This is a genomic window from Roseateles depolymerans (assembly GCF_003387155.1).
GTDB lineage: Bacteria > Pseudomonadota > Gammaproteobacteria > Burkholderiales > Burkholderiaceae_C > Roseateles > Roseateles depolymerans.
Window position 1 is genome coordinate 599,145 of the sequence record NZ_QUMT01000001.1, and the last position, 19,350, is coordinate 618,494.

Below are 19,350 nucleotides of genomic sequence, written 5' to 3' on the forward strand. Positions count from 1 at the left end.
GAAAATTTAGCGCATCACAAGATCCACTCCACCGACGCACGCCACGTGCGGCCTGCGAGCGGGTAGAGATACACATGCTGATACTGGTAGGGCGACTCACGCCAGGCTCGGCGGTCCGTGACGTTGTCCACGCCGGCCCGCCACACCAGCGTCTGGCGGCCCACCATCTGCTCATACCGGGCGCCCAGGTCCAGCCGTGTCCAGCTCGGGATGCTCAGGCTGTTGTCCGGCAGCACCATGCGGCGCCCTTCAAACACCAGCCCGGCCTGCAGCTCCAGTCCCGGCAGCCAGACCGCCTGCCGCCCCAGCAACTTGGCCGAGGACTCCGGCACGTTCACCGGCTTGAGGCCGTTCAGGCTGTTGTCGCTGCTGCCGTGACGCCGCGCATGCAGGCGCATCACGCTGGCTTGCAGGCCGCCGCCCGTCCACTTGAAGTCGGCTTGCGCTTCCACGCCGCGATGGTCCTGCGTGCCGTCGGGTCGGCGCACCAGGTTGCCGGTCGCGTCATCGGTCACGTCACGGCTGGTTGGTTTGCGGATCTCGAAGTAGTTGACCGACCAGTCCACCGTCCGGTTACCGGCCTTCAAGCCCAGTTCCCATTGACGGCTTCGCAGAGCCGGCAAAGCCTGGCCCTGGTTGACGTAGTCCGTGCGGTTGGGCGTCACATCGGATTCAATGCCTTCGCCCCAGCTTGCGTAGGCCATCAGCTGCGGATCAATCGCGTAGCTGACGCCCAGCCACGGGGTGGTTACCGATTGGCGGTATTGGGTCCGCGCTTCTTCCCCGGCCGCCACATTCACCTGGTAGCTGCCACGGCTCAGTCGCGTGTGGCGCAAGCCCACCCATCCTTGCCACTGCGCGTTGAATTGAACGGCGTCACGCAGATACAGCTCGGTGCTGTGCTCGTCGCGGTTGGTGTTGGCGCCGCCCAGCGTCGGGTCCGCCGTGGTCGGCAGCGAACCGGTGATGTCGCCCGTGCCGGCGTAGTTGTAGGCCTGGCCCTGCAGCCGGCTGTAGAAGCGGCTGAACAGAACACCGGTCGACACCTCGTGGCGCATGCCACCCAGCGTCAGTTGGCCCTGCGCCGACAGGTCCAGCGCTGCGCTATTGCGGTGTTCGTTGTCGCTGCGGAAGTCGTATTGGTCGAAGGTGCCATCCGGGCAGTAGCTGCTGGCCCAATAGGTGCCGTCCGCAGCGGTGCAGCCGAAGGGGTAGGCCAGTCGATCATCCGTCACGAGACGCTGAACGGCCCCATGCGCCTGCAGCTTCCAATCCGCCGTCACCTGATGCTGCACCCGCAGCGAGGCCGTCCGTCCTTCAAAGACGACCGGCTGACTCCACGGCTGGTTGTTCAGATTGGTGCGCGGATCAATACTGTGCGCATCCGGCAGCGTCGTGCCCAGCAGGCTGAAACCCGGCTGGGAGGGCTGGCTGTGGCGGTTCAGCTCCACTTCTGCCTCCACCAGCGTGTCCGGTGTGAGGCGCCAGTCACCCGCCACCGCCATCAGCCATTCGTTGCCCTTGGCGTCCCGCAGCTCAGGGGCCAGGTGCGACGCTTGCAGGTTCACCCGCAGGCCGAAGGCGTTGTTATGGCCGTAGGCATCCGAGAAGCGGCGGCTCCAGTCCAACGCGGCTTCCGTGGTGCCGCGCTCACTGACGCCCAGCTTGACGGTGGTCAGGTCTGCCGTCGGGCGCTTGACCACCAGGTTCACCAAGCCCCCCGGTGCGCTGGTGCCGGCCTGGATGCCGCTGGTGCCTTTGAGCACCTCCACGCTGGACTTGTTGCTCAGGTTGAGCGCGGTTTCCGCATTGATCGGCAGTCCGTCGCGGCGGTAGTTGAAGCGGTTGTCCAGGTCGTAGCCGCGGATCTTCAGATACGAGACATAACCGGTCGAGTTGTAGCTGTCACTGACGCTGGCATCGACGGACGTGAGCCCGGCCAGCGACGTCAGCCCGCGGTCTGCCAGCTGATCGCTGGTGATCACGTTGGCCTGTAGCGGCAGCTTGGCCAGCGGCGTTTCGCCGAAGCCGCCCACCGACAGCGAGGCCTGCGCATTGCTGCCCCGCACGGTCACCTGAGGCAGGGCGGTGCCGGGCTCTGCGGCGCGGGACACGGCAGTGGATGATGCAGGCGACGAGGCAGGCTGATCCGCGGATGCCTGCGCCCAGGCACCGGACATGAAGCCGGCGCCCATCAGCGCAGCACCGATCAGGGACAGGCGAGGCGCGCGCGCCGACCGCAGCAGCGGGCGAGCCGCACAAGGAGAGAGGGAGAAAACTGGAGATGCCATCGTGAGGACACATGCGATGGCAGGTCGGCAGACCGCGCGCATTCGTCGGCGCCCCTGGAGGCGGCCGGGGCTGAGCGGCCCCGAGAATGCACAAGACCCGAAGGTCGGTAGGCTTGCTTCCCTGCGCGAGGATTAACTCGGACTGCGGATTGCTCCGCGGCCTGGCAGCCAAAGCCGCCAATCAGGTTCAAAGGGACTTTCTCAGCCGACCGCGGTTTCCCGGGCCAGCACCCCTAGCGAACGTCGGTGACAGCGCCACCGACTCAGCGCATTCTACTGGCCGGTGCAAACCGCCCGTTGTCCGCCAACGACGGTGCTCAGTGGTAGTAGAGTCCACCCCACAGATTTGGCTGATCGAGAAGGAGCCACCATGCCCAAAGGCGTACAACGCAATGACAAGTCCAGCAAAAAGCCCAAGAAGGACACCGGGCCGGTGAAGGAGTCCTCGTCGGTCTCCGACCGCCCGATCGCTCCCATGACGTCCGTGCTGCCCAAGGGCAAGCTGAAGAACAAGGCCGGCTGACGCAGCCTGTTGAAGCGGCCGGAAGCGCCTGGCGCTTCCCAAAAGACAAGGGGTCGGACCCAGACGGGCCGACCCCTTGTTCATTTCAAGCCACCATGAGGTGGCCGGCGCCGGGCCTGCGCAGGTCCTGTGAAAGACCCGCGCAGGCCTGACGCTCAGCCCAGCATCACTTGCCCAGCAGCGACTTGACCGCCGCTTCCAGCTGCTGGTCCTCGCCCTTGTCCAGGCGGGCCTTGTCATTGGGCACCACGATGTCCGGCGTCACCAGCGCGCGCTCCATGAAGTCGCCGTTCTGCGCCCGGAAACCGACCTGCGGAATGCCGAAGTAGGTGGCGCCGTCCTGCATGGTTTCCCACCACACCGCCGTGCCCGTGCCCGCCACCGGCATGCCGACCAGCTTGCCGATGCCCAGGTGCTTGTAGGTCCAGGGGAACAGGTGCGCGTCGGAGTAGTTGCTTTCGCTGATCAGCACGGCCGAAGGCTTGACCCACTTGGAGGTCGGCTCCCAGCCCAGGCTCTGGCCGCGCGGCATGAACTCCAGGTACTTCTTGCCCGACAGCAGCGTGGCCAGCTCGTCATGCAGGTTGCCGCCGCCGTTGAAGCGGGTGTCCACAATCAGCGCTTCCTTGCCGCTGGCGCGTCCCAGGGCGTCGGCATAGGTCTGGCGGAAGCTGCCGTCATTCATGCCGCGCACATGCACATAGCCCAGGCGACCGCCGGAGAGCTTGTCCACCAGTGCGCGCTCACGCCGCACCCAGCGCTTGTAGAGCAGTTCGCGCTCGGCGCCGATGCTGATGGCCTTGAGCGTCTGCTCGAAGCGCTGACCGGTCGCCGGGTCCAGCACCGACAGCACCACCTGCTTGCCTGCCTTCAGGTTCAGCAGGGAATCAAACTCGGCATTGGCGGCAATGGTCTCGCCGTCGATGGCCTCGATCACCATGCCCGCCTTGAGCTTGTTGCTGGCCGTGTCCAGCGGTCCGCCTTCCATCACTTCGGTGACCTTGACACCGGCCCCCTGCCAGGCCTGGTCGTAGAACAGACCCAGTGAGGCGGTGGCATCTCCGCTCGGCGCAGGACGGTAGCCGCTGCCGGTGTGGGACACGTTCAGCTCGCCGAGCATTTCGCTGAGCAGCTCGGCGAAGTCGGTGCCATCGGCCACGTACGGCAGTTGCCGCTCATAGACCTTGCGGTAGTAGCCCCAGTCCACACCGCCCATGTCGGAGACATAGAGCTTTTCCTGCGTCTGGCGCCAGGCGTGGTCGAACATCTGGGCCCGCTCGGCGCCGCGGTCGATGCGCAGCTCGGCGGTGAACTTCACCGGCTCGGTTCGGATCTCCCCCTTGCCGGAGCCTTCGGGCACCTTGAACTTCTGCACACGGCCACCGGCCATCACGAAGCCGTTGGCGCCCTTGGCGTCCAGCCACAGCGCCACGGACTCGATGCGCCCGCCTGGCAGTTCACCCACGCGCTGGCTTTCCTTGTCGCGCAGCCGGGTGTGCCACAGCTCGTAGCCGTCGCCCTCCTTGATGACGTAGAAGAGCTGCTCGCCGTCGGGCGTGACGGCGAAGTCGCGGATGTCGCCGGACGCGGTGGTCAGGCGTGCCACGCGGTCTTCCAGGCCTTCCATCTCGATGACGACCGGCTTGGCGGGCGGCTGCTTGCCCTCAGCCTTCTTGTCGTCTTTCTTCTCGTCCTTCTTGGCTTCCTTCTTGTCCGCGGCCTTGCCGTCCTTGCCCTGGCCCTCGTCGTCCTTGTCGTCGGACTTCTTGTCCTCGTCCTCGCGCTTCTTGAGCTGCGCGAACTCGGCCTTGTCCAGGTTGTAGCGGTCGAAGGCGGCGCGGGTCAGGAACATGCCGAAGATGTCCGCATCCAGGCGGGCGCCGCCGCCGTTGCCATGCAGGCCCTGTCGGTCAGTGAGCCACACCATCATCTGGCCCTGGCGAGCGAAGAGCGGATGCACATCGTCGTAGCCGCTGTTCGTCAGGTTCACCAGCTTGCCGGAGCCGTCCGCCGGCACCACGCCCACTTCCTGGCCCCAGCGGTTGCGGTCCACGAATTGCACCAGCAGGCTCTTGCCGTCCGGCGCCCAGTCGAACCACTGATCGCCGTCCTCGTAGGAATAGGTGTTCTCCGCATCCATCACCTCACGGGTCTTGCCGGTGGCGATGTCCAGCACATGCAGGGCGGCGCGGTCCTGCAGATAGGCCACCTGCTTGCCGTCCGGCGAATAACGCGGCTGGAAATTCTGGTGGTCATTCTTCAGCAGCACCTTGGTCGTCACGCGGGGCGCATTGAAGAAGTTGGGCACTACCTTCTTGTCGCCGACCAGCGCGGCCTCGCACAGGCTCCACTGGCCGTTTTGCTCGCACGCATACAGCAGCTTGCGGCCGTCGGGGCTGAAGCTCACCGAGCGCTTCTGGCCGGGGCCGTCGGTGATGCGGCGGGTGTTGCCGAATTCCGCGGAGGTCACGAACACCTGGCCCCGCACGACCACCGCCACCTCGCTGCCATCGGGGCTCACCGCCATGTCGGTGGCGCCTTCGGTCAGCTTGACGTTCTCAACGGTCGGCACCAAGGCATCGGCCGCAATGGTCACGCCGACCTTGCGCGGCTGGGCATCGTCGCCGGCCTGGGTGTAGAGCTCGCCGTCGTAGCCATAGGACAGCGTGCCGTCCGCTGCCACCGACAGGAAGCGCACCGGGTTCTTGGTGAAACGGGTGATCTGGCGGGTGGCGGACGGATTGTCCAGCGGCATCTTCCAGACGTTCATCGAGCCGCTTTGCTCGCTGAGGTAGTAGATGCTGGTCTCGTCGGCGGACCAGACCGGATTGCGGTTCTCGCCGCCGCTGCTGGTGAGCTTGCGGTGCTGGCCGGTCTTGGCATCCCAGACCCAGATGTCCCGCGCGACCGGCGAGATGTGATGCTTGCGGAAGGCGTTTTCATAGCCCTTCCAGTCTTCATACACCAGCAGGCTGCCGGCCTTGTTGTAGCGGCCGGCCAGGGCGGGCTCGCTGAAGAGCTGCGTCGGGCGGCGGCCGCCGTCGATGCTGACCTGATAGGTCTCGCTCAGGGCGGGGGAGGGGAAGCCCAGGTTCAGGCGGCCGTCCTGGCGCTGGGCCGAGAACACGACCGACTTGCCATCGGGCGAGAAAGCGATCGGCACCTCGGGCACCGAATTGAAAGTCAGGCGACGCGAGGGTCCGCCGTCTGCGGACACCACAAAGACGTCGTCATTGCCGTAGACGTTGGCCGCATACGCCAGCAGCTTGCCATCCGGCGACCAGACCGGCGCGGCATTGTGCTTGCCGTTGGAGACCAGCAGCCGGGCAGTGCCGCCGGCGGTGGGGACCAGGTAGAGATTGCCCTGGAAGGTGAAGGCGATCTGTCGCCCATCCGGGGAAATGCTGGACTGACGCAGCCACAGCGGCTGGGTGACCGGGCCCAGAGTCGGAACCGGGCCTTGAGCCTGGACCGCGGGGAAAGCCATCATCAACGCCAGCGCGGCGCCTGCGAGTTTGAATCTCATGAGATGAACCGGACGGGTGGAAAAACGCTGAGTCTAGAAGCGTTGTTCCCGGGTGTCCTTAGGCACCCCTCGGATTGGGCATCAGGGCGGAGGATGAATGGGCGGGGCGAGGGCGTGGAGACGGGTGTGGCGGGCGGACATAGGGGAAACCTCGCAGACACGAGCCAGATACAGCGTGCGTGCACCACGCCACCCGGGTGCGGCTGCCTCTACCATCGGCGACTGCGGCCAATGGACGCTGCGAGGAGATTCCCCAATGAGCCCTGACAAGGTCGATCGAGAGCGCGTGCGGGCATTGACCGATTTACCCAATGTCGGACCCGCGACCGCGAAGGACTTCCAGCGTCTGGGCATCCAGTCGCCCGCGCAATTGGCCGGGGCGGATCCAGTGGCGCTGTTTCAGCAGCTGTGCGAGGTGACTGGCGTGCGCCACGACCCCTGCACCCTGGATGTCTTCCTGTCGGCGGTTGAATTCATGAATGGCGGACCGGCGCGGGCCTGGTGGGAATTCACGGCGCATCGGAAACGACTGATGGGCTGACCCTTAACATGCCTTGCTGGCTCTCCGATCGAACCGGCCGCCAGGCCTTCACGCGCATCGTCGCGGGTGGGCGCAGCACCAAGACAGCTTCCAACGCAGCCCTCTTCGCATGACCCCCATCCAACACTGGAACTCCACCCGCCGCCTGCGCCTTTTTGTCCAGACCGTCCGCGACATGCTGGTCTCCATGGGCCCACTGCTGCTGCTGGGCGGGGGCCTGCTCGTGGCCGCGTACTGGTGGCTGGACCCGCAACCGCCCCGGGAGGTGCGGATGGCCACAGGCCCTGCCGGCAGCGCTTATGCCGCCTTTGGCGAGGGCTACGCAAAGACCCTGGCCCGTGACCGCATTCAAGTGAAGCTGATCCCCAGCGAAGGCGCGCAGGACGATCTGGCGCATCTGCGCGCAGGCACGGCTGACGTCGGTTTCGTGCGCGGCGGCATGGCCGACCCGGTCGCCGATACCGAGGCCGGCATCGTCTCGCTGGGCAGTCTGTTCTACGAGCCGATCTGGGTCTTCTACCGCCGCGACCTTCCCCTGGCCCGCCGGCAACCCGGCGGCGAACTGGAACACCTGACCCAACTCCGTGGCCTGCGGGTGAATGTGGACCAGGACGGCAGTGGCGTGCCGCAGATCGTGGAGAAGTTGCTGGCCCTCAATCAACTCAAGCCGGCCGACCTGCGCCTGTCCGATCTGCCGCCCGATGCCGCAGGCGCCGCGCTGCGCCAGGGCCGGCTGGATGCGGCGGTGCTGATCTCGGCACCGCAGGCGGAGGTGATCCGCTCGCTGCTCCGCGACCCGGCCATTGCGCTCATGTCCTTCGATCAGAACGAGGCCTACTCTCGCCACCTGCCATTTCTCTCCACCGTGACCTTGCCACGCGGCGTGGTGGACCTGGCGTCCAACCTGCCCGCGCATGACGTCCCGCTGCTGGCCACCACCACATCGCTGCTGTCGCGCGAGCAGACGCACCCCGCCTTGCGCCAGCTCTTCGCCCAGGCCGCCCAAAGCCAGCACAGCGCCGCGGGCTGGTTCAATGCCGCCCGCGACTTTCCCAACACCCGCACCAGCGAGCTCCCGGTCAGCCCGGAGGGCGACCGCGCCATCAACGGCACGCCGCCCGCCTGGGCGCGTTACCTGCCGTTCTGGGCCGGCAATCTGCTGGAGCGGATGTGGCTGGTGGTCGGCGGTTTGCTGGTGCTGATGCTGCCGCTGTCGCGCGTGGTGCCGCCGCTCTACACCTTCCGCGTGCGCTCGCGCGTGTTCCGCTGGTATGCGCGGCTGCGCGAGGTGGAAGCGAAGCTGGAAACCGGCGAGGGCGAACGCGAGACCCTGCTGGATGAGCTGGACGAACTGGACCGCGTCACGCACCGCATTGCCGTGCCGCTGTCCTATGCGGAGGAGCTCTACGCCCTGCGCAACAACATCCACGCGGTGCGCAAGCGGCTGCTGGCGCAAGCTCCGCGCGGGAGATGAAAAAACCCGCCGAGGCTGGCGCCGGGGCGGGTTTCAGATCTGCAGCGGGATTCGCTGCCTGGCGCGGAGACAACCCCCGCGCTGCGTTTAGTCGAATACCGGCGTTTCCACGCCCAGCACCTTGTGCAGCTTCGGGCTGGTGGTCGTGTATTGCAGGTGGACGCGCTTGTCCGGATTGATGATGGGCATCGCGCCGAAGGCCGCCAGCGCGGCTTCATGGAAGCCCGACAAAATCAGCTTCTTCTTGCCGGGATAGGTGTTGATGTCCCCCACCGCGAAGATGCCGGGCACGCTGGTCTGGAACTTCTCGGTGTCCACCAGGATCTGCTTGCGCTCCAGCGCCAGGCCCCATTCGGCGATCGGGCCGAGCTTGGGCGACAGGCCGAAGAACACCAGCACCTGGTCCGCCGGCACCACACGGGTGACGCCGTCGCCGCCGGTGACCTTCACGCCCTTGAGCATGTCGTCGCCTTCGTCGATGTCGCTGACCTGGCCCACGATGAACTGCATCTCGTAGGCGTCGCACAGTTCCTTCATCTTGGCCACCGAGGCCGGCGCGGCGCGGAAGCCGTCGCGGCGGTGCACCAGGATCACGCTTTCCGCCTTGTGCGGATTGCCGTCGTCATTGCCGCCACAGAAGTTCAGCGCCCAGTCCAGCGCCGAGTCGCCACCGCCGACGATCACCAGGTTCTTGCCGGCGAATTGCGACGGGTTGCGCACCCGGTAGTGCACCTGCGAGCCCTCGTACTTGTCGATGCCCTCGACCTTCAGCGTGCGCGGCTGGAACGAGCCCACACCGCCGGCAATGAAGATGGTCTTGGTCAGGAACTGCGTGCCCTTGCTGGTGGCCACGAAGAAGCGACCGTCTTCCTGCTTCTCGACCGTCGTGACTTCCTGGCCCAGATGGAAGGTCGCGCCGAACGGCTCGATCTGCTTCATCAGGTTGTCCGTCAGCTCCTTGCCGGTGACCACCGGCAGGGCCGGAATGTCATAGATGGGCTTGTCCGGATAGAGCTCGATGCACTGGCCACCGGGGTAGGCCAGGGAGTCGATGATGTGGGCCTTGATTTCCAGCAGGCCCAGCTCGAACACCTGGAACAGGCCCACCGGGCCGGCGCCGACGATGACGGCATCGGTTTCGATCACGCCCGCGTGCGGGGCCGAGGTCGCTTCAGTCACTTGCTTTTCCATTCAATGAGAGGGGGTGCCGGCCTGCGGGCGGCGGAAGGACGCCAGATGCGTCGGTCAGCGGACCAGCTGATCGAGCTTGCCGGTCTTGTCCTTCCACTCCTCGGCGTCGGGGAGGGAGGCCTTGCGCTTGGTGATGCTGGGCCACTTCTTGGCCAGGTCCGCATTCAGCTTGATCATCATCTGCTGATCGCCGGGGACGTCTTCCTCCGGCATGATCGCGTTGACCGGGCACTCCGGAATGCAGACGGCGCAGTCGATGCACTCGTCGGGGTCGATGGCCAGGAAGTTCGGGCCTTCGCGGAAGCAATCGACGGGACAAACATCGACGCAGTCGGTGTATTTGCAGCGGATGCAGGCTTCGGTGACAACGTGGGTCATGAGCGGCTCTTGTAGTGGCTGGGCCCTTCAGACGGGCCTGAGGGGACGACCTAAAACGGCGGATTTTAATCGTTCAGGGTTTGTGCCAGCGTCTCGGGGGCGATGTTTGCGGGGATTTGCGTGGTTCCTTGACTGGTCATAGGGGTGTCAGCCCCTGCGCCCTCCTGGAAATCCGGGACCGCCGCAGCGCCGGCGCCCACCACCACCACCGTCGGGCGACCCCGGTGCAGCATGCCGGCGGCGGCCAGGTCCTGCACCTGATGGTCGCTGGACAGGGCGTCCGGGCAGCCGGCCCGGGAGACGACGCTCACCGGCGTGTCCGCCGGCCATCCGGCCCGCAGCAACTGCCGGGAGAGGCCCGCCAGCTGGCGTCCGGCCATGTAGAACACCTCGGTGTCCGCGGTGCGGGAGGCGCGCAGTTCGCCCTCCTGGGTCATGGCGGTGGTCAGGCTGACGCTGCGGCCCTGGCCGCGTCGGGTCAGGGGCCGGCTGGTCTGGGCCGCGGCGGCCAGGGCCGCCGTGACGCCGGGGACGATCTCCCAGGCGATGTCGGCTGCCGACAACGCCTGCAGCTCTTCCTCCAGCCGTCCGAAGACGCTGGCGTCGCCGCCCTTGAGCCGCACCACGACCGACGCCTGGCGTGCCTCGCGCACCAGCACCGCATTGATCGCGGTCTGCTTGGTGGAGTGGCAAAAACCCCGCTTGCCCACGTCCAGCCAGCGGGCCTGCGGCGCCAGTTCGCGCAGGGCCGGGTCGGTCAGCGCGTCGAACAGCACCACGTCCGCCTGCGCCAGGGCACGGGCCCCGCGCAGCGTGATGAGGTCGGCGGCCCCGGGGCCTGCACTCACAAAAATCACCTTGCCCATGTCGGTCCTTGCTCGTCGGTGCGGGGGCCGCCTCAGCGGACCAGCAGCGCGCCGCTGGTGCGGTTGCTGGTGGGGTCCACCACGATCAGGGCGCCGCCCACCCGGTTCTGTGCATAGGGCTGCAGCGGCAGCTCGGCCTGCAGTTCCACCGTCACATGGCCGATCTCGTTGACGTTGAGTTCGTGGGCTTCGGTCTCGGCCAGGGTCTGCACATCCAGGCGGTGCTCGATGGCCGTCAGGCGTGCCTGCACCCAGCGGTTGCCGTGCCGCACCCAGTACTTGCGGCCGACCACGGCGGCTTCGGTGTCCAGCCAGGCCAGCGTGGCCTGGAAGCTGCGAGTGGGCTGAGCCGCGCCGGGCGCCACGATCCAGTCGCCGCGGGACACATCGATCTGGCGGTCCAGCACCACACCGGCCGATTCGCCGGCCACGCAGGCCGTGACGGTCTCGCCGGCATGGCGCAGCGCGGCCACCACGGCGGTCTCGCCACTGGGCAGGATCTGCACCGTGTCCCCGGGCTGCACCTGGCCCTGGGCAATGCGACCCCACAGCGTGCGCGGCTGGTTGCCGGTGCCTTCGCCTTCACGGGCCACGTACTGCACCGGCAGCATCAGCTGGGCTTCCACGGTTTCCTGCACCGTCGGCAGACCTTCCAGCACCTGCAGCAGGGACGGGCCGTCATACCAGTCGGCTTCCAGCGGCTGGGTCACGTTGTCGCCGCGCAGGGCCGAGACCGGCACGATGGCCGTGACCTGGATGCCGGCGGCTTCGGCAAACGCCGTCAGCGCAGCGCTGACCTTGCGGAAGGCCACGCCCGGGTCGGCCGCCGCATCGATCTTGTTGATCGCAAACACGATGCTGGGCAGGCGCAGCAGATGGGCCAGCAGGCTGTGGCGACGGGTCTGCGGCAGCAGCGCCACCGTGTCGGCGGACAGGTCCAGCTTGGTCACGTCCACCAGCACCACGGCGGCATCGCTGCCGGCGGCGGCGGTCACCATGTTGCGCGTGTACTGCTCGTGGCCCGGTGCATCGGCAATGATGAACTTGCGCTGCTTGGTCGCGAAGTAGCGGTAGGCCACGTCGATGGTGATGCCCTGCTCACGCTCGGCCTCCAGGCCGTCGGTCAGCAGGCTCAGGTCGATCGGCTGGCCGGCGGCGCGCTTGGCCAGCGTGTCCAGCTGGTCGGCCAGGATGGCGCGGCTGTCAAACAGCAGGCGGCCGATCAGCGTGCTCTTGCCGTCGTCCACGCTGCCGGCGGTGAGAAAACGCAGCGCCCGGTGCGTGGTGTCGACATCCGACTGATGGATCTTGTGTGCGGTGGAAGTGGTCATAGCGGGTCCAAACTGGCGGAACGCGGCAACAGCCGGGCTCAGAAATAGCCTTCCTTCTTGCGGCGTTCCATGGAGGCGTCCGAAGTCCGGTCGTCCATGCGGGTGGCGCCGCGCTCGCTCACGGTCACGGTCAGCGTCTCGGCCACGATGTCGGTGGCATTGGCGGCCGGGCTTTCCACCGGGCAGGTGCAGGTCATGTCGCCGACCGTGCGGAAGCGCACCTGGGCGGTTTCGACCTGCTCGCCGGCTTCCGGCGGGGTGACCTCGGTCACCGGCACCAGCAGGCCCTTGCGGCGGATGACCTGGCGGTCATGGGCGTAATAGAGCGACGGCAGCGGAATGCCTTCGCGGGCGATGTAGAGCCACACATCCAGCTCGGTCCAGTTGCTGATGGGGAAGGCACGGAAGTGCTCGCCCGGACGGATGCGGGTGTTGAAGAGATTCCACAGCTCGGGGCGCTGCTCCTTGGGTTGCCACTGGCCGAAGCTGTCGCGGTGGCTGAAGATGCGCTCCTTGGCGCGGGCCTTCTCTTCATCGCGACGGGCGCCGCCGATCAGCACGTCGAAGCGGTGTTCCTCGATGGTCTCCAGCAGGGTGACCGTCTGGTGGCCGTTGCGCGACTCCAGCGGATGCGACAGGCGGATGGTGCCCTTGCGGATGGAGTCTTCCAGATGGCCCACCACCAGGCGCTCGCCCATTTCGGCGACGCGGCGGTCGCGGAACTCGATCACTTCGGGGAAGTTGTGGCCGGTGTCCACATGCACCAGCGGGAAGGGCAGCTTGCCCTTGAATTCCTGGCTGGGACCGGAGCCGCCGCGCGGGTCGGGCGACACGCGCTGTTTGAAGGCTTTTTCCGCCAGGCGCAGCACCACGCAGGAGTCCTTGCCGCCGGAGAACAGCAGGGCGGGGCGCTCGAAAGCGGCCGCCACTTCACGCAGGATGAAGATGGCCTCTTCTTCCAGATGATCCAGATGACGATGGTCCGCCAGCGGCAGCAGTTGTTCCAGGTTCACGGGGGCGTTCATGCCGGGGCTCCGGTGCGAGGGGAGGAAGACGGGAAGGACGAGGACGCGGAAGCGTCTGTGCCAGTGGCAGGGGCCGGTTCGCCGTGGGACTTGTGCAGCCCGCATTCCTTGGCGTCATCCGATTCCCACCACCAGCGGCCAGCGCGGAAGTCCTCACCCACCGAGATGGCACGGGTGCAGGGCGCGCAGCCGATGCTGGGCATGAAGTGGTCATGCAGCGGGTTGTAGGGCACGGCATGCTGCTGCACGTAGTGCCAGACATCCGCCCAGCTCCATTCCGCCAGCGGGTTGATCTTGGTGCGGCCCTGGCCGTCCGGCTCCTGGAACGGCACGTCCGCGCGGTTGTGGCTCTGCTCGCGGCGCAGGCCGGTGATCCAGGCCTGCTTGCCCGCCAGCATGCGGGACAGCGGCTCGAGCTTGCGCAGGCCGCAGCAGGCCTTGCGCAGCTCGATGCTGCGGTACATGGGGTCTTCGCCGTGGGTGCGTACGAAGTGCAGCACCTGCTCCTGCGGCGGGCGGAAGACCTCGACCTGGCGGCCGTAGCGCTGCTCGATGGCCGGGATCAGGGCCAGGGTTTCGGCATGCAGCCGGCCGGTGTCCAGCGTGGACAGGGCGATCGGCAAATCATGGCGGGCGATCAGGTCGGTGATGACCATGTCTTCCACGCCCAGCGAGGTGGACTGCACCGCCGCGGGTCCGAATTCTTCGGCGACCTGTCGCAGCACCTCGATCGTGCGGGCCAGGCGTTCCTCGAAGCCGTCGGTGGCACGGGCGTAGAGGCTGATGGCGCTGCCGTTGGGCTGTGCCGGGCCTGCCGGGGCGGCGCCCGGCAAGGCCGATGCAGTACCCGGCAGAGCCGAGGACTCGGGCAGCGAGGAAGCCGTGTTCATCGTCATGGTGCGGCTCAGGCGTCCGTGCGGGCAAACGCCGGGCGGTGGTCCACCACGTCGCCCTGGTAGTGGCCCGGGAAAAACCCCAGCGCGCGTTCAGCGGCGGCCTGGTTCTGGTCCGCGCGCAACTGCACCGCATCGACGCCGCAGCGTTGCAGCAGCGGCATCATGTCCACCAGCACTTCGCCGATGGCGCGGATCTCGCCGGTGAAGCGATGGCGCACCCGCAGCAGGCGGGCCTGGGTGTAGGCGCGGCCGTCCACCCACTTGGGGAACTGCACCACCACCAGCGCCAGGCGCGGCAGGTCGGCGGCCAGATCGGCCACGTCCGCATCGTTGGGCAGCAGCACGCCGGTGGCCAGGCCCGCGGGCCAGGTGTCGCGCACGGCGTGCCACTGCTCCAGCGTCAGCAGCTTGTGATCGGCAGCCGCCGGATGCGGCTGGGGACCGTCCTCACCGGCGCACAGGTGCCAGGGGTCTTGGGCTTTGGAAACGAACTTCATGGCGGTGGCGGCGGTCAGTGGGCGGCGGTGGTGCGGCGGATGGCGTTGGCGGCCTGCTTGAAGGCGTCCAGGCCGATGCGGCGCACCGTGGCGATGAAGCGTTCGCCAGCCTGGCGTTCGCGGCGGTAGGTGGCGATCACGGCTTCGACGGCATCGGCCGCCTCATCGGCCGCGAAGGACGGGCCGATGACCTTGCCGGCGACCGACGGACCCGACAGCGTCGAGCCGTCCGAGCCGCCCAGGGTGATCTGGTACCACTCGGTACCGTCCTTGTCCACGCCCAGCACGCCGATGTGGCCGCTGTGGTGGTGGCCGCAGCTGTTGATGCAGCCGCTGATGTGCAGGTCGATGTCGCCGATGTCCCAAAGTTCGTCCAGATCCTGGAAGCGCTCGGTGATCTCCTGCGCCAGCGGAATCGAGCGGGCATTGGCCAGGGCGCAGAAGTCGCCCCCCGGGCAGGTGATCATGTCGGTCAGCAGGCCGATGTTGGGGGTGGCAAAACCGTGGGCCTTGGCGGCGGCATACAGCGCGGGCAGGTCGCTTTCGCGGACCCAGGGCAGCAGCAGGTTCTGGTCGTGGCTGACGCGCAGTTCGCCGTGGCTGAACTGGTCGGACAGGTCGGCGGCGGCGTCCATCTGGGCGTCAGTCGCATCGCCCGGCGGCAGGCCCACGCGCTTGAGCGAGAGCGTCACCGACCGGTAGCCGCTCACCCGGTGGGGCAGCACGTTGCGCTCCAGCCAGCGGCGGTAGGCGGCATCGGCGCCGGCGAAGATGTCGGTGGACGGGGCGGGCGACACGCCTGCCGGCGTCACGAAGCTGGCGGCCACGCGGGCCAGTTCCGCATCGGGAATGATCTGCTCGTGACCGCCCTCGTCGGTGTCCAGGATCTGCTGGTATTCGGCATTCACCGCATCGAAGAAGGCCTGGCCCTCGGCCTTGACCAGAATCTTGATGCGCGCCTTGTACATGTTGTCCCGGCGGCCAAAGCGGTTGTAGACCCGCACGATGGCTTCGAGGTACACGAGGATGTGATTCCACGGCACGAAGGCATTGATCTCCTGGCCGATGACCGGCGTGCGGCCCATGCCGCCGCCCACCAGCACCTGGAAGCCCACCTCGCCGGCGTCGTTCTTGCGCAACTGCAGGCCGATGTCATGCCAGGCAATGGCGGCACGGTCTTCGGCGGCGCCGGAGATGGCGATCTTGAACTTGCGCGGCAGGAAGGCGAATTCCGGATGCAGCGTGCTCCACTGGCGCAGCACTTCGGCGTAGGGGCGCGGGTCCACCAGCTCGTCGGCGGCCACCCCGGCGGTCACGTCGCTGGTGATGTTGCGGATGCAGTTGCCGCTGGTCTGGATGCCGTGCATGTCCACGTCGGCCAGCAGGTCCATCACGTCCGCGCCCTGGGCGAGCGGAATCCAGTTGAACTGCAGGTTCTGGCGGGTGGTGAAGTGGCCATAGCCGCGGTCGTACTCGCGGGCGATGCGGGCCAGTTGCCGCATCTGGCGGCTGTCCATCACCCCATAGGGCACGGCGATGCGCAGCATCGGTGCATGCCGCTGGATGTACCAGCCGTTTTGCAGACGCAGCGCACGGAAGTCGTCGTCAGGCAGCTGGCCCGCCAGATGGCGTTCGAGCTGGTCACGAAACTGGGCCGCACGGGCGCGGACGAACTGGCGGTCGAAATCGGTATAGGCGTACATGGCAGCGATGTCAGCGCCGGCCTGGGTTCAGCCCGCCGCGTCGTACTGACACCGCGGCTGGCCCAGGGCTGGCCGGGAGTAGAGACTCTATGAACGGTTTATATATATGGGAACTACAAAATCGTAGATTGCTTATTCTTGAATAAGCATATGAAGGATTCTGCAAAGGCGTCCTCAGTCCGTGGCCAGGCGGGTCAGTGCCTGCACCTGCGACTGGATGCGCTCGGGGACTGGGACCTCTCCCGCCAGCATGGCGCGGATGAGCGCAGCGTTCTCCGCCGGCTCGCAGGCGCTGGACAGGGGCACGTCCAGGTCCTCGTTGGGATCGGGCTGGAGATCCCACACTTGTCCATCCGCGAAGCCTTGCAGGTGGGCCTTGCGGCGCAGATGCAAATAGGCCTCGCCTTCGCTGGCCCGCATCAGCAGCGCGCGGCTGCCGCCCTGGCACAGCAGCGGCAGCGCTTGCGCCATGCTGTCCACATATTCGGGATGGGTGACGGCCACCACCCGGACGCTGCGGCCCGGCGCCGGGTCGAGCAGCTTGCCCAGGCTGTGGCTGCTGTTGCGCAGGCCCATGCGGGGGCGCAGCGCCATCAGGGCGTCCAGGCCGGGATTCAGCCGGGCGAGCGGCAGTACCGCCGGCCGCCGGGCGGCCAGTTGGGCCTGGGCAGCCGCCAGCGAATCCGCGGCGCTCAGGTCCAGGGCGTCCAGCAGCTCGAAGGGGCTGATGCGGCTGTCGAAGTCGTGACGGCCGTGGATGAGCACCGGAATGCCGGACTGCACCAGCAGCAGCGCCACCAGCGGCATCAGGTTGGCCTGCTTGCGGGCGCCATTGAAGGCTGGCAGCAGCACCAGGCGGGGGCCGGGCGGCACGTCCAGCCGGGCCGTGCGGGCCTGCATGGCGGCTTCGAAGCCCAGCAGCTCATCCAGGCTCTCGCCCTTGATGCGCATGGCGATCAGCAGGGCACCCAGCTCCAGGTCCGGCACCTGGCCGTCGAGCATGCGTCCGAACAGGTCCTGCGCCTGGTCGCGGGTGAGGTCTCGGGCGCCGCGAGTACCGCGGCCAATCTCTTTCAGGAGTGGCGCAAAATCCATGCGCTGGAGTCTAGTCCACCGCTACGGGCGAGACCGCCGTTGACGTCGCGCTCGGTGGCGGTGGCGCACGCCGCTCGCGAGCCCACTGCGCCAGCGCCGCCATCGGCATCGGTTTGCCGATCAGATACCCCTGCAGCACCTCGCAGCGATGGCCCAGCAGCCACTGGGCCTGGGCCTGGGTCTCGACGCCTTCGGCCACGCAGATCATGCCCAGTTGCCGGCCCAGGTCCAGCATGGTGCGGGCCAGCAACTGGCCATGCGGGCTGTCCAGACCGCGGATGAAGCTGCGGTCCAGTTTCAGGGTGCGGGCGGGCAAGGTCTGCAGGCGGGCGAAGGAGGAATAACCCGTCCCGAAATCATCGATGGCCATCTCGAAGCCTTCGGCCGACAGCCGCTCCACCTGATCCGGCGCATGGCTGTCGGTGTTCATGATGGCGGATTCGGTGATCTCCAGTTCCAGGTCGGCGGGGGTCAGTCCGGCCGCACGCACATGGGTCAGCAGATGCTGGGTGAGCAGCGGATCGGCCAGTTGCTGGGCGGACAGGTTGATCGCGACCGTCGGCACCGCAATGCCCTGGCGGCGCAGGGCCACCAGGTCGCGGCAGGCATGCGCCATCACCGACAGGCCCAGGGCGCCGATGAGGCCGGACGATTCGGCCAGCGGAATGAAGACATCGGGCGGAATCGGGCCCAGCGTCGGATGGGTCCAGCGGGCCAGCGCTTCCAGGCTGTGCAACTGGCCGCTGGCGGTCACCAGCGGTTGATAGGCCACATGCAGCTCGTCCCGCGCCAGGGCGCTGCGCAGGTCCATGCGCAGGCGGTAGTCCTGCTGGCGGGCCTGGTCGAGGCTGGTGTCGAAGGCGGCCGCCTGATGGCGCCCGCGCCGCTTGGCCTCATACATGGCGATGTCGGCACGGCGCTGGGCTTCCGAGGCGGACACGACCTCCGCATCCAGCCTCGCCACGCCGACGCTGCCGCCCACCTTCAGGAACAAGCGATGGGCGGCGACCGGCGCTTCCAGCGCATCAAACACCGACTTCACCACCGCATCGAAACTGCGCAGCGGCGAGCCGGTGACGAGGATGCCGAATTCATCGCCACCCAGCCGGGCCACCTGGCCGTCGTTGCGGAAGGCATTGCGCAGGCGTCCGCCGACGGCCACGATCACCGCGTCGCCGACCGGATGGCCGTGCTGGTCGTTGATGCTCTTGAAGCCGTCGAGGTCGAGATAGAGGATCCAGCCATCCCGCGGCTGTTGTTGCAGCGCTTCTTCGATGATCTCGTCGAAGGCGCCGCGGTTGAGCAGGCCGGTCAGCGGGTCGCTGCTGGCGGCACGGCGCAGGCGCTGCTCGGTCTCGCGCAGCTGGTGGCGCTGGCGCCGGGAGCTGAGCAGCCAGACCATCATGCCGACCAGTTGGGCGCCCAGCAGCACGCTGAGATCGCGGCCCAGGTCTTCATAGACGCTGGCGGCGTTCAGGCGCAGTTGCAGGGACACGTCCGCCTCGGTGGTCGAGCGCACTTCCACGCAGCTGTCCCAGGGGCTGCTGGTGCAACTGGGCCGGGGTACGACCTGGCCGGTTTCCCGGCTGCAGGTCACGCCGCGGCAGAGGGTGAGGGTGGAGAGGGTGTCGTAATGGGCGAGGGCGTCCCGCAGGCTGCCGGGACGCTCGGATTCGGCCACCGGGGTGACTCGCTCGAGCAGCGCATGACCAATGCCCTCGGCCTGACGGCTGAGCTCCACCATGCCGAAGTGCAGGTTGATCAGGCACAGCAGCAGGCCGGCGACGGCCGTGGTGACGGAGAACTGGAGCCAGTGGCCCTTCTCCGTGGAGGGCACACCCGTTGCGTTGGTCGGCATGGATGAGCGGTGCGCGCGCCGGACATCGGCACGTATTCCGCATCATCGGCGGCGCTGGGGGGCTCCGCAACGGGCCTTCGTCAGGGGCCGGGAGCGCCGTGCGAGCAATTCACGAAAAGTTTGACTGTTACCCGGTTCGGGCCACTGGCTCAGGC

15 protein-coding genes are annotated in these 19,350 nt (G+C 67.4%); 3 read left to right on the forward strand and 12 right to left on the reverse strand.

The genetic code is table 11. The annotated features are described in order from the left end of the window. Positions 1–14: 14 nt before the first annotated feature. Complete coding sequence (locus DES44_RS02595) at positions 15–2,291, reverse strand: TonB-dependent siderophore receptor (protein ID WP_232309829.1); 2,277 nt, start codon at positions 2,289–2,291, stop codon at positions 15–17. 370 nt (positions 2,292–2,661) lie between these two features. On the opposite strand from DES44_RS02595, the gene DES44_RS24925 reads away from it, so the two are divergent. Beyond that, positions 2,662–2,814 carry a hypothetical protein gene (locus tag DES44_RS24925; protein WP_170156580.1) on the forward strand — a complete coding sequence of 51 codons (153 nt, stop codon included), beginning with the start codon at positions 2,662–2,664 and terminating at the stop codon, positions 2,812–2,814. 166 nt (positions 2,815–2,980) lie between these two features. Here DES44_RS24925 and DES44_RS02600 read toward each other — a convergent pair whose 3' ends face one another. Beyond that, a complete protein-coding gene (locus DES44_RS02600; protein WP_083525805.1) occupies positions 2,981–6,340 on the reverse strand; it encodes a S41 family peptidase in 3,360 nt (1,119 codons plus the stop codon). A 256-nt stretch (positions 6,341–6,596) separates the two neighbouring features. Between DES44_RS02600 and DES44_RS02605 the strand changes: the two genes are divergently transcribed. Together DES44_RS02605 and DES44_RS02610 are read left to right on the forward strand one after the other, a co-directional pair. Beyond that, the gene (locus tag DES44_RS02605; RefSeq protein WP_058936345.1) at positions 6,597–6,881 is read left to right on the forward strand and encodes a helix-hairpin-helix domain-containing protein; all 285 of its coding nucleotides are present in this window, start codon (positions 6,597–6,599) and stop codon (positions 6,879–6,881) included. Between the two features lie 109 nt (positions 6,882–6,990). Further along, positions 6,991–8,355, forward strand: a complete 1,365-nt coding sequence (locus DES44_RS02610) for a TAXI family TRAP transporter solute-binding subunit (RefSeq protein ID WP_058936344.1) — start codon at positions 6,991–6,993, stop codon at positions 8,353–8,355. Between the two features lie 87 nt (positions 8,356–8,442). On the opposite strand, the gene DES44_RS02615 is transcribed toward DES44_RS02610, so the two are convergent. The 10 genes from DES44_RS02615 to DES44_RS02660 form a co-directional block, all read right to left on the reverse strand. Then, positions 8,443–9,534, reverse strand: coding sequence for an NAD(P)/FAD-dependent oxidoreductase (locus DES44_RS02615; RefSeq protein WP_375137499.1), 1,092 nt, complete (start codon positions 9,532–9,534; stop codon positions 8,443–8,445). A gap of 66 nt (positions 9,535–9,600) precedes the next feature. Then, positions 9,601–9,924, reverse strand: a complete 324-nt coding sequence (fdxA, locus tag DES44_RS02620) for a ferredoxin FdxA (RefSeq protein WP_058936342.1) — start codon at positions 9,922–9,924, stop codon at positions 9,601–9,603. A gap of 65 nt (positions 9,925–9,989) precedes the next feature. Next, positions 9,990–10,790 carry a uroporphyrinogen-III C-methyltransferase gene (gene cobA / locus DES44_RS02625; RefSeq protein ID WP_083525804.1) on the reverse strand — a complete coding sequence of 267 codons (801 nt, stop codon included), beginning with the start codon at positions 10,788–10,790 and terminating at the stop codon, positions 9,990–9,992. A gap of 32 nt (positions 10,791–10,822) precedes the next feature. Then, positions 10,823–12,121 carry a sulfate adenylyltransferase subunit 1 gene (locus DES44_RS02630; RefSeq protein ID WP_058936341.1) on the reverse strand — a complete coding sequence of 433 codons (1,299 nt, stop codon included), beginning with the start codon at positions 12,119–12,121 and terminating at the stop codon, positions 10,823–10,825. A 38-nt stretch (positions 12,122–12,159) separates the two neighbouring features. Beyond that, a complete protein-coding gene (gene cysD, locus DES44_RS02635) occupies positions 12,160–13,146 on the reverse strand; it encodes a sulfate adenylyltransferase subunit CysD (RefSeq protein ID WP_058936340.1) in 987 nt (328 codons plus the stop codon). Then, the gene (locus DES44_RS02640; RefSeq protein ID WP_083526103.1) at positions 13,143–14,036 is read right to left on the reverse strand and encodes a phosphoadenylyl-sulfate reductase; all 894 of its coding nucleotides are present in this window, start codon (positions 14,034–14,036) and stop codon (positions 13,143–13,145) included. Before DES44_RS02640 ends, cysD begins: the two co-directional genes overlap by 4 nt. Before the next feature lie 14 nt (positions 14,037–14,050). Continuing rightward, the gene (locus tag DES44_RS02645; RefSeq protein ID WP_058936339.1) at positions 14,051–14,539 is read right to left on the reverse strand and encodes a DUF934 domain-containing protein; all 489 of its coding nucleotides are present in this window, start codon (positions 14,537–14,539) and stop codon (positions 14,051–14,053) included. A gap of 14 nt (positions 14,540–14,553) precedes the next feature. Then, complete coding sequence (locus tag DES44_RS02650; RefSeq protein ID WP_058936338.1) at positions 14,554–16,242, reverse strand: nitrite/sulfite reductase; 1,689 nt, start codon at positions 16,240–16,242, stop codon at positions 14,554–14,556. A gap of 174 nt (positions 16,243–16,416) precedes the next feature. Beyond that, positions 16,417–17,337, reverse strand: coding sequence for a DNA-binding protein YbiB (gene ybiB / locus DES44_RS02655; RefSeq protein ID WP_058936337.1), 921 nt, complete (start codon positions 17,335–17,337; stop codon positions 16,417–16,419). A gap of 10 nt (positions 17,338–17,347) precedes the next feature. Further along, positions 17,348–19,195 (reverse strand): putative bifunctional diguanylate cyclase/phosphodiesterase, encoded by a 1,848-nt coding sequence (locus DES44_RS02660; RefSeq protein WP_083525803.1) that lies wholly within the window; start codon positions 19,193–19,195, stop codon positions 17,348–17,350. Positions 19,196–19,350 lie beyond the last annotated feature (155 nt).

Excerpts from the sequence above, each read along its gene's own strand:
- DES44_RS02595 (WP_232309829.1), bottom strand. The coding sequence starts at position 2,291 with ATGGCATCTCCAGTTTTCTCCCTCTCTCCTTGTGCGGCTCGCCCGCTG.
- cysD (WP_058936340.1), bottom strand. The coding sequence starts at position 13,146 with ATGAACGCCCCCGTGAACCTGGAACAACTGCTGCCGCTGGCGGACCAT.
- DES44_RS24925 (WP_170156580.1), top strand. The coding sequence starts at position 2,662 with ATGCCCAAAGGCGTACAACGCAATGACAAGTCCAGCAAAAAGCCCAAG.
- DES44_RS02650 (WP_058936338.1), bottom strand. The coding sequence starts at position 16,242 with ATGTACGCCTATACCGATTTCGACCGCCAGTTCGTCCGCGCCCGTGCG.
- DES44_RS02645 (WP_058936339.1), bottom strand. The coding sequence starts at position 14,539 with ATGAAGTTCGTTTCCAAAGCCCAAGACCCCTGGCACCTGTGCGCCGGT.
- DES44_RS02605 (WP_058936345.1), top strand. The coding sequence starts at position 6,597 with ATGAGCCCTGACAAGGTCGATCGAGAGCGCGTGCGGGCATTGACCGAT.
- fdxA (WP_058936342.1), bottom strand. The coding sequence starts at position 9,924 with ATGACCCACGTTGTCACCGAAGCCTGCATCCGCTGCAAATACACCGAC.
- cobA (WP_083525804.1), bottom strand. The coding sequence starts at position 10,790 with ATGGGCAAGGTGATTTTTGTGAGTGCAGGCCCCGGGGCCGCCGACCTC.
- DES44_RS02610 (WP_058936344.1), top strand. The coding sequence starts at position 6,991 with ATGACCCCCATCCAACACTGGAACTCCACCCGCCGCCTGCGCCTTTTT.
- ybiB (WP_058936337.1), bottom strand. The coding sequence starts at position 17,337 with ATGGATTTTGCGCCACTCCTGAAAGAGATTGGCCGCGGTACTCGCGGC.
- DES44_RS02640 (WP_083526103.1), bottom strand. The coding sequence starts at position 14,036 with ATGAACACGGCTTCCTCGCTGCCCGAGTCCTCGGCTCTGCCGGGTACT.
- DES44_RS02600 (WP_083525805.1), bottom strand. The coding sequence starts at position 6,340 with ATGAGATTCAAACTCGCAGGCGCCGCGCTGGCGTTGATGATGGCTTTC.
- DES44_RS02660 (WP_083525803.1), bottom strand. The coding sequence starts at position 19,195 with ATGCCGACCAACGCAACGGGTGTGCCCTCCACGGAGAAGGGCCACTGG.
- DES44_RS02630 (WP_058936341.1), bottom strand. The coding sequence starts at position 12,121 with ATGACCACTTCCACCGCACACAAGATCCATCAGTCGGATGTCGACACC.